Here is an 11,171-nt window from a genome sequence, read left to right on the forward strand (position 1 = left end):
CCCTGAAAAATCCCGTGGCGCCAGGAGACGGGATGAGATCGGCGCTACGGCCGGAGTAGGAGGATCGTCGCTACGGGGCGTACACCGTCACTACGCCGCGCCCTGGCCGTACGTCTCCTCGAGGTACGCGACGATGTCGTCGGATTCGGGCATCCCCTCGACGCCGTGGTCCTCGTCGACGAGGACGGGGACGCCGGTCTGACCGGACACCTCCTCGACCTCGGTCCGTTCGGCGTGCGATCGCGGGACCATGATCGACTCGTACTCCAGCCCGAGTTCGTCCAGTTTCTTCGTCACCTTCGCGCAGTACGGACAGCCTTCCAGTTCGTAGAGGACGAGGTTCGCCATTGCGTCCGCACGTAGCGCCGCCCCCGACTTAAACTCCGTCGGGGTGTGCGCCCCGGGCGCGGAGCCGGCCTCCCGCGTCGGTCGTCGCCCTGAGGTCAGTCGTCGCCGCGGGCGTCCGCGATCGCTCGTTTGGTTCGCTCGTCGGCGCCCGCGACGACCGCCCCGCCCTTGAGGACGGCTCCGGGCTCCGTCACCGCGGTGAGGTCCTCGGTCGGGTCCGCGTCGACGACGAGCAGGTCGGCGTGGGTCCCCGGCTCCAGCGTCCCCTGGTCCGCGAGCCCCACGGTCTCGGCCGCGGTCTCGGTCATCGCGACGATCGCTTCCAGCGGGTCCAGCCCGTGCTCGTGCATGAGCAGCAGCTCCGTGGCGTTGGTGCCGTGCATGTTGAACGGCGTCCCCGCGTCGGTGCCGCCGGCGACCCGGACGCCAGCCTCGACCGCCCGGGCGAACGAGTCGAGGTGACGGTCGTACACCGCCTCGGTCTTGGTGCGGTCCTCCTCGGTGGCCGCCTCGACGTTGCGGACGATCCGGTGGGGCGCCGACAGCGTCGGCACCAGGGTCACGTCGGCGCGGGCGAGCATGTCGATCGCCTCGTCGTCGAGGAGCGTCCCGTGCTCGACGGTGTCGACGCCGGCGGCGACGGCCGACTTCACGCCCTCGGCGCCGTGGGCGTGCGTCGCCGCGTGCAGCCCGCGCCGGTGGGTCTCGTCGACGATCGCCTCGACCTCGGCGTCGGTGAGCGCGACGGCGCCGGGGTCGCTGCCGGGCGTCGTCACCCCGCCGGTCACCATGAACTTGATGAAGTCCGCGCCTTGCTTCGCCTGCTCGCGAACCGCCCGCCGGGCGTCGTCGGCGCCGGTGATCTCTCGGCCGAGGTGGTGGCCGTGGCCGCCGGTCGCCGTGATCGACCGGCAGTTCGCGACCGTTCGCGGTCCGGGGATGTCCTCCGAGTCGATTCGGTCGCGAACGTGCACGTCCACGTCGCGCGCGCCCATCACCCGCGCGCCGGTGACCCCGGCCGCGAGCGTCTTCCGGGCGTTTCGGGCCTCCACCAGCGCGAGTTCGGCGTCGCCCATGCCGACGACCTCCTCGACGGTGCGCTCGCCCGACAGCGAGAAGTGTACGTGGGCGTCGACGAGCCCCGGGAGGACGGCGTGCCCGGAGAGGTCGACGACGGACTCGTCGCTCCGGGCGCTCAGGTCGCCCGCGTCCTCGATCCGGTCCTCGGCGACCCGGAGGTCGCCCCGTCGGACGCCCGCGCCGTCGACGAGCGTCGCGTCCCGCAGAAGCATGGTCGTCGGTCGGCCCGGCGGCCGAAAGAGGGTTGCGGATCCGAGGGCTCGGCCACAACGAGTTTATCCCGCGGCGGCATCGGCGAATCCATGGGGGATGCCCAAACGAACGCGACAGCGACGGGAACGGGAGAATCGAACGCATCCGGGATACGCGAGCGCGTGTCGCTCGCCACCGGCGCGGCCGCGGGGGTCGGCGCGTACCTGCTCGGCTACCTCGCGACGTACGTGACGCAGGCGGGGGCGGTACGCGATCGCCTCTCGACGCTGAACTTCCTCGCGAGCCTGTTCGGCGGCGACCCCGTCGCCGCGTGGCAGGGCGTCGGCTGGTACTTCTACAACGCCCACTTCGTGGCGACCGTGTCGCCGTCGTTCGGCGGCGGGACGCGCTCGTCGGACCTGCTCGCGAGCGCCGACGCCGGCCTGGCGTACCTGTACGCGGTGCCGCCGCTCGCGCTCCTGCTGGCCGGCGTGGCGGTCGCGCTCGTCGAGGGCGTCGACGACCCGACCGACGGGGCGCTGGCCGCCCTCGGCGTCGTCCCCGCGTACTTCCTGCTCGCGGTCGTCGGCACCGTCGTCTTCGCGTACGGCGTCGGCGACGCCGGCAGCGTCCACCCGGACTACGTCACCGGCGCGCTGCTCGCGGGCCTCGTCTATCCCGCCGTCTTCGGCGGCGTCGGCGGAGCGCTCGGCTCGTTCGTCGGCGGCGCCTGATGGCGCGATCGCCGGCCTCCGCGGCGCGGTCGAGACCTCGCGCTACAGGTCGCGGGCGACCATCTCGCCCCAGTGTTCGAAGCCGTATCGTTCGTAGAACGCCCGCGCGCGCTCGTTCTCGCGGTCCACGTCGAGCACCATGCGGTCCAGCGGGAGGGCCTGCTCGCGGGCGGTCGACAGCGCCGCCTCCATCAGGCCGTCGGCGACACCCGTTCCCCGATACTCGGGACGGACGTACACCTCGTTGAGCACGGCGGCGTCCCAGACGAACGACAGCGACTCCGGGAGGACGAACACGTAGCCCGCGAGCGCCGACGGGTCGTCGTTGTCGTCGGGGTCGCCGTCGTCGCCGCCCGTGTCGTCGTCGGCTGCGTCGCCGGCCGCCGCTTCGCCGGCGCCCGCGTCGCCGCCGACCGCCGCGACCGTCACGGTCGCCGCCTGCTTGTCGACGCAGCGGTCGACCCAGTCGAGCCACCGTCGCCGGTACTCCTCGGTGAGTTTCGCCTCGTACGTCGCGGCCTTGTCGTCGCCGCCCGTCCCGGCGCCGAGCCCCGTCTCGAAGCCGCGCTTGAGTGCCCACAGCGCGTCCGCGTCGCTCGGTTCGTACGGCCGGATCGTCGCGTCGGGGTCATTCGGGTCGCCCGCGTCGTCCGCGTCGCCGGAGTCGCTCATACCCCCGTCTTCGCGGGCGGACGAATCAACCCGCCGATGGCGTCGTCCCCGACGCCGGGGGCCGCACCGCGACGGCGACGGCGCCTGGGACCGTCTCACCGCTCGCGCGCGAACCGGACCGCGAGCACCGCGACGCTCGTCGCGACCAGCAGCAACTGCCAGCCGGCCCACACCAGCGGGAACACGCGCTCGACGTCCTCTGGCTCGTCGCCGGGCGAGGGGTCCACCCCGGTCGCGTAGTGGAGGTTCTCGGTCGTGCGCACCTCCTCGGGCGTGAGGTCGACGAACGTCTGGAAGAACCCCCGCTGGTTCGACAGCCCCGCCCGGCCGTTCAGGCTGTAGAACTGGTCGTGGACCGGCCAGAACAGGTTGACGCCGTTGGCGACGTAGTCGAGGCCGACGCCCGCGACGGCGAACCCGGCGAGCGCGACCCACGCGAGGTGCGGCGCGGCGTCCCCCCACCGGTCCCGGAGCCACGAGCGATCCCGAACGCGGGTGTCGTACGCGAGCGCCCCGACGACCGCGACCGGGATCAGGACGTTGTGGCCCAGCGAGCGATGTGCGCCCGCGAGGAACGGCGAGACGAACGAGTCGATATCCGGGAGGACAGTCGCCAGCAGGACGACCGCGACCGCGCGGCGGCCGAACGCCGACTCGCGAAGCAGCGCCGCAGCGAGGAGGCCGGCGAGCGCGAGGTGAACCAGCGTCGAGGGCACGACGGAGGGCAGGGGACGGGGCGACATGGCCGTTTCGGCGCTCCGACACCCTTACACTCGGGTGTGCCGACCTCGCGGGTATGAGTGTGGGCGAGGACCACGGGGAGGCGCGAGCGCGGCTCGCCCGCCGGATCGCGGGCGAGATCACCCTCTCGGGGGATCCAGGGGCGACGCTCCGCAAGTGGCGCACGGACTTCGACGTCTCACAGACCGAACTCGCCGACCGGATGGGCGTCTCCTCGTCGGTCGTCTCCGACTACGAGAGCGGCCGGCGCGAGTCGCCCGGGATCGGCCTCGTCTCCCGGGTCGTGGAGGGGCTGCTCGACATCGACGAGGCGCGCGGCGGCTCGCGGATCCGGCAGTTCGCCCGCGTCGTCTCCGCCGGCTTCGAGTCGGACATCGTCCGCGACATCCGCGAGTACCCCGCGGCGATCCCCACCGAACGGGTGTACGAGGCGCTCGACGCCACCGAGATCGCGCCCGGCGAGCGCGACACGGTGAACGGCCACACGGTGATCAACTCCATCGAGGCGATCACGTCGCTGTCCTCCGAGGAGTTCTACCGTCTGTACGGCCAGTCGACCGACCGCGCGCTGGTGTTCACTGGCGTCACCCGCGGCGAGTCGCCGCTGGTGGCGCTGCGGGTCGTGACGCCGACGCCGAACGCGGTGATCCTCCACGGCCTCGACGAGGAGGCGCTGTGGGACCACGCCGCCGCGCTCGCGCGGGTCGACGGGTTCTCGCTCGCGGTGTCGACGGCGGATCTGGAGCCGGCGCTGGAGGAGCTCCGGTCGCTGTAGATCAGCGCTCGCCGACGGCCCGAGCCTCCTCGACGAACTCGACGATCCGTTCGGCCCCGACGAACCCGTCGGCGATGCGGTCGACCTCCGCCGGCTCGCCGTCCTCGCCCGACTCGAAGACGGCCAGCGTCGGCACCGACCGGATCGCGTGCTCGCTCACGAGCGACGGGTCGGTCTGCGGGTTCACGAGCAGGACCGGCACGTCCGCGGCGCGGGCGACGGTGCCGAGCACCGGCTCGATGCTCTGACAGAGGGTACACCCCTTCGTGTAGAAGTCGACGAGGACGAGGTCGTCCCCGGCGACGGCCTCGCGCAACTCCGTCCGGAAGTCCCGGGCGTCCACGTCGCGGGGCTTCGGAGGGCTCTCCGTGTCGTCGCCGCCGGCGGTCGATGCGGTGTCGCTCATGCGATGTGATCGGTGGCGGGCGGCAAAAGGCGTTGCAGTCGTGTGTGCGGCGGACGCACCCGCGGCGACCGGCCCGCCCACAGGAGTCGCCGGGGGGCCGTCGGGGTGCGACCGGCGTTACTCGACGTAGTCGTACTTCCGCTCGCTCATGCGGCCCCAGCCGGTGAACACGAACTCGCCCTCGGGCTGGGTAAACTCCTCCAGCTCCACGTCCATGTCGTGGTTGTGGCGGTCGTGGACCTGCTCGTACTCGTCGTACGAGAGGTCGTAACGCTGCTGGAGCTGGGTTTCGAGGTCGGCCGCTTGGACCTCCTCCTTCCAGCCGTCGGCGACGGTTTCGGCGTGGATCTCCGCCTGCGCGCCGGAGCCGTAGGAGGCGACGAGGAGCTTCTGCCCCTCGAGGTCCACGTCGTTCGCGGCGGCGTGGCGCAGCGCGGAGGCGCGGGCGATGTGGACCGAGCCGGTGTACCAGTTGCCGACGCGCCGCGAGATGTTCAGCGTCGGGTCGATCGTGTCGGCGTACCACGACTGGTACTCCTCGGTCTCCTTCAGGTCGTCCATGTACGCCCGGATCGCCTCCTCGTACGCCTCCCAGTCGTCGAAGTCCTCCTCGCGGGGCTGGCGCCCGATGCGACCCTCGAGGGCGTCCTCGATCTCCGTGTCGCGGATCATGTGCCGGTAGCCGAGCAGGCCCGCCTTGCGGACCATCCCCGGGAACGGGGTGTGGAACGGGATGTACGCGAAGTCGTCGGGGTGGGTGTCCCACGCGACCGACTCGAAGTCCTCCAGCGCCTCGCGCATGCGGGCGAGGTACACCTGCATCGAGCGCTTGCCGTCGACCGAGGGGAACTGCTGGTTCGGCTTCAGGAAGTCCGTCTCGTCGGCGCTGCCGTAGCCCTGCTCGGTCGAGAGTTCGACGACCGAGGGGTCCTCGTCGATGAGCATCGCGACCGCGCCGGCGCCCTGCGTCGCCTCGCCGGGGTCGCCGCGGGCGTACAGCGCGGTGTCGGTGGCGATGACCAGCGCCGCGCGGCCGCGGTTGCGTCCCGCCTTGATCCAGTTGTACGCGTCGTCGATCGACTGGGTGCCGGCGACGCACGCGAACTTCCGCTCGCCCTTGTTCGCGTGGTGGAAGTCCCCGTCGTACACCTGCTCCAGACAGCCCGCGATGTACGTCGAGACGGGCTTGGAGTTGTCGAACGCCGACTCCGTCGCCACGTCGATGCGGCCGATGTCCTGCGGGTCCAGGTCCTTGCGGTCCATCAGGCGCTTGGCCGCGTTCGCGCCCATCGTGACGATGTCCTCGTAGGCGTCCGGGAACGAGGAGGTCTCCAGTCCGAGCCCCTTCGTGTACTTGCCGGGGTCCTCACCCTTGGCCGGCGCGAACGTTCCGGGGAGGTCCAGCTGGAGCTTCCCCGTCCAGATCTCGATCGCGTCGATTCCCACAGCTGTCATGGGCAGTCGTATGGAGAACTGGGTTGTAGGTCTGTCGATGGTCGAATACGTCGATCGTCGAAGTCATGTCGGGGTGTGATCCGGTATCGGACCGCGGTCAGGGGTCCGTCCCGTCAGCCGTGTCGGAGGCGATCCGAGCGTCGACCACGGCGCCGTCGGGTCCGTACACGAGGATCGCGAGTTTGAACGGCTCGTTGTAGCCGTACGGGTCGTTCAGATCGACGTTGTTGCCGGAGCGTGCCGTGCGGGTCACGGTCTGTTTTCCGCCGGCTCCGGTGGAGACGACGGCGAGTCTCGTCTGTGAGTAGTCGCCGGTCGAGACGGCGTAGTCGAAGCGATACCGTGGCCCCTGTCCGCCCGTGCTGCGGTCCTCGATCGTCGAACTCGACAGGCTCGCGGACGTCGCGGTGGAGAGGTCGTCGTTCCCGGTCGGGTTCGACGCGTCGGCGGCGTCCGTGACGCTCCGCGACGCGGCGACGTACTCGCCGCTCGGGCCGGAGTAGATGACTTCCACGGTCACGGTGTAGGTGTCCGTGGCGCCGTAGCCGCTGGTGTACGTGAGTCCACCCCGATCGTCCGTGCTTTCAAGCGTCTGTGTTGCGCTTCCGTCGTCCGTGTTCTGATAGGTGATCTCCACGCGTTGGAACGACGCGTTCGTGTTCGAGACCGCGTACGATCCGACGTACTCGACGCCGCTTTCCTGCGGATGTGAGAGGTCGTCCAGGCGGAACGCGACGCTCGGCCCGTCGCCACCGCCGTCGCCTCCACCGTCGTCTCCACTGACGACCCGCGCAGTCAGCGTATCGCCGGCCCCGCTCGCCGCCGCGTACAGCTTCGCCGTCCCGTTACTCGGGAGGTCGACCGTCACGTCGGCGCGCCCGTCGTCATCGGTCGTGGCGTTTCCGTTCGCCCCGGTGAACCGCCCAACGGCGGAGTCGTTCGACGCGTAGTCGACCTCGACCCCGGAGACGGGCTCCCCGGTGGCGCTGTCGGTCGTCTCGGTCGTCACATCGATCGCGTCGCCGGCGATCGACCTGTTGATGAGAATGTCGGCGTCCGTGCTCGTGTCCTCGGACACGCCGTCCGCCGCCGTGATCGAGGCCTCATCCCACTGCAGATCGTACAACGTGGAGGCGGAGCCGTCGCCGGTGCCGGCGCCACCTTCGGTCGCCTCGACGGTGAACGCGGCGTCCGAGGCGCTGCTCGCGTCGAACCCGCCCCCGTCGACGGCGTTGTAGCTGAAGCGGAGTGTCTCCTCACCCTCGGTCCCACGCGCCGTGTACTCGAAGACGGCCCGGCCGTCGCCGTCGGTCAGCACCTCGTCGTCCGCGAGGCTCCCCGGTCCGTCGTCGACCACTCCGTTCACTTCGACTCCCGACATCGGGTTCCCGTACCCGTCGCGCACCTCGACGACGACCTCGCGGGTCGTCCCCGCGGTCATCTCCGAGGGCCGCTGCTCCACGTCGAGATACGCCGGCGACCGATCGGGACTGTCGCCGTCGCCGACGTGAACGGCCGCGATCCCCAGCGCGTAGGTCCGCGAATCGTTCAACTCGATGGTCACGCCGCCCGGTGCGTTCCGCGTCCCGTTCACCCACCCGTCGTCGATCTCATCGGCCAGCAACACCTCCCATCGAGTCGCGTTCAGCGTGGTCGGGATGGTCACGTCGAGCGTGCCGGAGACCCGCTCGCGCCGAGACACCGTACTCACCGCCTCCGGGTCCACCGACACCGTCGAGACGCCGCTTCGGCTGAGGTCACCCGACACCGCGACCAGGGTGACCCGGTCGTCCTCGACGACGCGTTGGTCCGTCAGCGTGAGGTTCGCCCCGTTGGAGAACCGATTGAACGCGACGCCCGACTCGTAGCGCGTCGTCGGGGCCCCGCGATAGGTGTTGTACCGCGGCTCGTACACGACGAACCGCGTGGACTTGTTTCGGTTCGCCGCGATGTCCCAGTAATCGTTCGCCTCGCCACCGGAGGAACTCTCAATGTCGACGTTCTCCAGCGAGACGGTCCCGTCATCGGGGGGATCGACGGTCTGTACTCTCCCCGACGCCGGCGGCGGGTTCACGAAGAACGCCCGACTCGGATAGCGCGTCCCGAGCTTCACGGTCGCCGGCGCGGCGTCGCCGGTCCGGCCGGTCGCCGTGATGCTGGAGGACAGCTCGACCATGTCGGTCTGGACCTCCTGGTTGTGGAGGAACTCGACCTCGCGGTTCTGGTCGGGGACGACCGTTGCCTGGTATGTCGAGAGGGCGACGATCAGGAATCCGAAGAGGATCACCGCGCCGATCTGCACCGTGACGGCGCGGTCGCGTTCTCCGTCCCCGTCCCCCCGACCGGTCATGGCCCGGTGTAGCCGGAGGGCCGTGATAAGCGTGCGGTCCCGAGTATCAGTTCGGACGCCGCCGCGTCGGTGGCGTTACTCGTCCTCCTCGACGACCTCGGGGTCGGCCATCGCCGACTGCAGCGAGTCGAGCCCGTTGACCCACTCGGAGACGAAGCCGTACTCCAGGTCCTCGACGAGGTCCATCGGCAGCTCCTCGCCGTCGATGATGCGGGTGCCGGCCTGCACGAGGTAGCCGAGCGCGGCGTCGACGTCCTCCTCGGCCTCCGCGGCCGCGGCGGCCTCGACGTACTCGCCGACGGTCCCTTCGTCGGCGGGGCCGCCGACGACGTACTCCTCGGCGGCGTAGAACACGCACACCAGGCTCGTCTGGACGCCGTCGATCAGCATCGCCTTCTCCTCGTCGGCGATGTCCACGTCGTCGAGCACGATGTCGCGGATGTCGGCGATCTCGTCGGTCGCCTCCTCCTCGCTCAGTCGGTCGTCGTCGTAGGCCGCGAGGATCTTCGCGACCGCGATCGCGGTGTCGTCCTGAAGATTGAGCAGCAACCGGGCGGAGTCCTCGTTCTCGGGGTCGAGGTCCTCCTCCGCCACGCGGTCGAGCCAGTTCTGCCACCGGTCGGCGGTGTAGAACGTCTCCTCGGATTCGCTCATACCCACACGGTTTCGGCCTGTCTTGATATGCCTTTCTTCTCCCCGAACACCCCGCGATCCGGGCCGAGTCGGGGGATATCCCGCCGATCCCCCGTGTCACTCACAGGCACCGATGGCGGTCACCGCTGCCGTCTCCGGCGACTGGACCAAAGCGACGGTCCGTGGCGTCCCTGATTCGGCGGCAACTCCTGACCGTCGGGTTGCCCGACGCTCCCGTTCGGTTACGTCGATTCTCCCTCCGCTAGCGTCGCCTCGGTGTCGATGTCGTACACCGCCCGCGGCGTCTCGACGTGGGCGGTCCGTACCGCGTCGTCGTACCCCTCGTCGAGCAGCCAGCGGACGCGCCGCGGCACGGTCTTCGGCCCCAACACCATCCCCGGCTTGTCGGGGTCGTCGACGAAGTCCGTCTCCATCAGGAACGGCTCGCCCTCCTCGGCGGCGGTCCGCAGCCAGTCCTTCTCGCTCATCACGCTCGGAGTGGGTCCGGCCAGCTTTCCGGACGCGTAGTGCTTCACGACGCGCGAGGGGTCCATCCCGGCCTCGCGGGCCCGGTCGGCTATCTCGGTCAGGTCCTCGCTGGCCTCGGTGTGCAGCTGGACCGCACAGTCCAGCTCGGCGCCGTGCTCGAACGCCCGGCGCATCACGGCGTTCGACGCGTCCCAGACCGCCTCGGACACGTCGTAGTGCGGGCGCCCCGACTTCAGCGCCAGCGCGCGGCCGTCGGCGACGAACTCGGCGGCGACGGACAGCCCCTCGCACATCAGTTCTCGCGCGGCGTCCGGCTCGTACCCCTCGTCGTCCACGAGCCGGGAGACGAGCCCTGGGTGGACCCCGAGGACGGGCCACGCGCGACCTGGGAGCCGATCGCTCGCCTCGTGAACAGCCTCGATCGTCGCCTCGAACGCCGGGCGGAAGTCCTCGCGGTCGGACGGCACCGGCCCGAGGTGCCAGGAGGGCTTGTTGACGACGAGCAGGTGCGTGCCGCCCAGCCGGCAGAAGTCGTCGACTGCGGCCATGCCGCGGCCGTGCTCGGGGTCGAGGTGGAGGTGGTTGTCGAGCACGGGCGTGCCGAGGTCCTCGCTCATGGTCGCGGTTGCGTGCCGGCGCTCGAAAACCCTGCGGGCCGCGGTCGTCGCCGGCGCGGGTCGGGGCGTCCGTATCGGCGACGCGGTCTCAACACTGGGCGTCCGTATCGGCGACGCGGTCTCAAAACGGGGTCTGCCCGCGGGCGATCACGACGGAGGTGCGCCCCTCGGGGCCGGACCAGACCAGCCGAACCTCGGTTCCCGGCGGAACCGGCCCCTCCGTCTCGTCGGAGAGGACGATGCTGTCGCCGCCGGTGAGCGGGTAGCGCGTCTTCAGTGCCGCGCGCTCGTGTCCGCTGTCGGCGACGAGCGTCAGGTTACCCGTGTTCTCCTTCGTGACGGTCTCGCCGCCGTGGATGCTGGCGGTCACCTCGTAGTCGGTGCCGACCGATCGGTAGGTGAAGTCGACCGTCAGCGACGGCGGCCCGGCGGCGAGTCCGCCGGGGAGGCCGAGCATCGCGGCACCGAGCACGGCCGCGAGCACGACCGTGATCGCGACCATCGTCACGGTCGCGATGACCGGCGTGACGGCTCTGTCGCGGGAGGGCGGCCCGTGCTGTGGTGTCGCTGTCATGGATATCCGACCGTCGGGTTCCCCAGCGACGCGCCCGAGTTACCGGGAGTGCCGCGGTCTCGTACTTAACCGCGTCGGCGGCGTTCTCACCGGTGATATCGACGG

12 protein-coding genes are annotated in these 11,171 nt (G+C 70.6%); 2 read left to right on the top strand and 10 right to left on the bottom strand.

The window, feature by feature from the left end:
- Positions 1–90: 90 nt before the first annotated feature.
- Both K6T36_RS15180 and K6T36_RS15185 read right to left on the bottom strand, forming a co-directional pair.
- The gene (locus K6T36_RS15180; protein ID WP_222922018.1) at positions 91–348 is read right to left on the bottom strand and encodes a glutathione S-transferase N-terminal domain-containing protein; all 258 of its coding nucleotides are present in this window, start codon (positions 346–348) and stop codon (positions 91–93) included.
- Between the two features lie 95 nt (positions 349–443).
- Complete coding sequence (locus tag K6T36_RS15185; RefSeq protein WP_222922019.1) at positions 444–1,640, bottom strand: metal-dependent hydrolase family protein; 1,197 nt, start codon at positions 1,638–1,640, stop codon at positions 444–446.
- Positions 1,641–1,730: 90 nt separating this feature from the next.
- On the opposite strand from K6T36_RS15185, the gene K6T36_RS15190 reads away from it, so the two are divergent.
- On the top strand, positions 1,731–2,354 hold the full coding sequence (locus K6T36_RS15190) for a DUF7978 family protein (RefSeq protein ID WP_225935145.1): 624 nt from the start codon (positions 1,731–1,733) through the stop codon (positions 2,352–2,354).
- A gap of 42 nt (positions 2,355–2,396) precedes the next feature.
- On the opposite strand, the gene K6T36_RS15195 is transcribed toward K6T36_RS15190, so the two are convergent.
- Complete coding sequence (locus tag K6T36_RS15195; protein ID WP_222922020.1) at positions 2,397–3,026, bottom strand: GNAT family N-acetyltransferase; 630 nt, start codon at positions 3,024–3,026, stop codon at positions 2,397–2,399.
- A 95-nt stretch (positions 3,027–3,121) separates the two neighbouring features.
- Positions 3,122–3,742, bottom strand: coding sequence for a metal-dependent hydrolase (locus K6T36_RS15200; protein WP_222922021.1), 621 nt, complete (start codon positions 3,740–3,742; stop codon positions 3,122–3,124).
- Between the two features lie 80 nt (positions 3,743–3,822).
- On the opposite strand from K6T36_RS15200, the gene K6T36_RS15205 reads away from it, so the two are divergent.
- Positions 3,823–4,542, top strand: coding sequence for a helix-turn-helix domain-containing protein (locus tag K6T36_RS15205; protein ID WP_222922022.1), 720 nt, complete (start codon positions 3,823–3,825; stop codon positions 4,540–4,542).
- Position 4,543: 1 nt separating this feature from the next.
- Here the strand turns inward: K6T36_RS15205 and K6T36_RS15210 are convergent, their stop codons facing one another.
- The 6 genes from K6T36_RS15210 to K6T36_RS15235 all read right to left on the bottom strand — a co-directional run bounded on the left by K6T36_RS15210 (position 4,544) and on the right by K6T36_RS15235 (position 11,066).
- A complete protein-coding gene (locus K6T36_RS15210) occupies positions 4,544–4,948 on the bottom strand; it encodes a thioredoxin family protein (RefSeq protein WP_222922023.1) in 405 nt (134 codons plus the stop codon).
- Between the two features lie 117 nt (positions 4,949–5,065).
- On the bottom strand, positions 5,066–6,403 hold the full coding sequence (gene hmgB / locus K6T36_RS15215) for a hydroxymethylglutaryl-CoA synthase (protein WP_222922024.1): 1,338 nt from the start codon (positions 6,401–6,403) through the stop codon (positions 5,066–5,068).
- 97 nt (positions 6,404–6,500) lie between these two features.
- Positions 6,501–8,753 (bottom strand): Ig-like domain-containing protein, encoded by a 2,253-nt coding sequence (locus K6T36_RS15220; RefSeq protein WP_222922025.1) that lies wholly within the window; start codon positions 8,751–8,753, stop codon positions 6,501–6,503.
- Positions 8,754–8,828: 75 nt separating this feature from the next.
- Positions 8,829–9,407: a DUF2150 family protein gene (locus K6T36_RS15225; protein WP_222922026.1), complete on the bottom strand. Its 579-nt coding sequence runs from the start codon at positions 9,405–9,407 to the stop codon at positions 8,829–8,831.
- A 221-nt stretch (positions 9,408–9,628) separates the two neighbouring features.
- Complete coding sequence (locus K6T36_RS15230; RefSeq protein WP_222922027.1) at positions 9,629–10,492, bottom strand: TatD family hydrolase; 864 nt, start codon at positions 10,490–10,492, stop codon at positions 9,629–9,631.
- Positions 10,493–10,613: 121 nt separating this feature from the next.
- Positions 10,614–11,066, bottom strand: coding sequence for a type IV pilin domain-containing protein (locus K6T36_RS15235; RefSeq protein ID WP_222922028.1), 453 nt, complete (start codon positions 11,064–11,066; stop codon positions 10,614–10,616).
- Positions 11,067–11,171 lie beyond the last annotated feature (105 nt).

The sequence above is a fragment of the Halobaculum roseum genome (assembly GCF_019880245.1).
Taxonomy (GTDB): domain Archaea; phylum Halobacteriota; class Halobacteria; order Halobacteriales; family Haloferacaceae; genus Halobaculum; species Halobaculum roseum.

What these genes read in the sequence shown, in the direction of transcription:
- K6T36_RS15230 (WP_222922027.1), bottom strand. Translation starts at nt 10,492, where the DNA reads ATGAGCGAGGACCTCGGCACGCCCGTGCTCGACAACCACCTCCACCTC.
- K6T36_RS15205 (WP_222922022.1), top strand. Translation starts at nt 3,823, where the DNA reads ATGAGTGTGGGCGAGGACCACGGGGAGGCGCGAGCGCGGCTCGCCCGC.
- K6T36_RS15195 (WP_222922020.1), bottom strand. Translation starts at nt 3,026, where the DNA reads ATGAGCGACTCCGGCGACGCGGACGACGCGGGCGACCCGAATGACCCC.
- hmgB (WP_222922024.1), bottom strand. Translation starts at nt 6,403, where the DNA reads ATGACAGCTGTGGGAATCGACGCGATCGAGATCTGGACGGGGAAGCTC.
- K6T36_RS15220 (WP_222922025.1), bottom strand. Translation starts at nt 8,753, where the DNA reads ATGACCGGTCGGGGGGACGGGGACGGAGAACGCGACCGCGCCGTCACG.
- K6T36_RS15190 (WP_225935145.1), top strand. Translation starts at nt 1,731, where the DNA reads ATGGGGGATGCCCAAACGAACGCGACAGCGACGGGAACGGGAGAATCG.
- K6T36_RS15235 (WP_222922028.1), bottom strand. Translation starts at nt 11,066, where the DNA reads ATGACAGCGACACCACAGCACGGGCCGCCCTCCCGCGACAGAGCCGTC.
- K6T36_RS15180 (WP_222922018.1), bottom strand. Translation starts at nt 348, where the DNA reads ATGGCGAACCTCGTCCTCTACGAACTGGAAGGCTGTCCGTACTGCGCG.
- K6T36_RS15225 (WP_222922026.1), bottom strand. Translation starts at nt 9,407, where the DNA reads ATGAGCGAATCCGAGGAGACGTTCTACACCGCCGACCGGTGGCAGAAC.
- K6T36_RS15210 (WP_222922023.1), bottom strand. Translation starts at nt 4,948, where the DNA reads ATGAGCGACACCGCATCGACCGCCGGCGGCGACGACACGGAGAGCCCT.
- K6T36_RS15185 (WP_222922019.1), bottom strand. Translation starts at nt 1,640, where the DNA reads ATGCTTCTGCGGGACGCGACGCTCGTCGACGGCGCGGGCGTCCGACGG.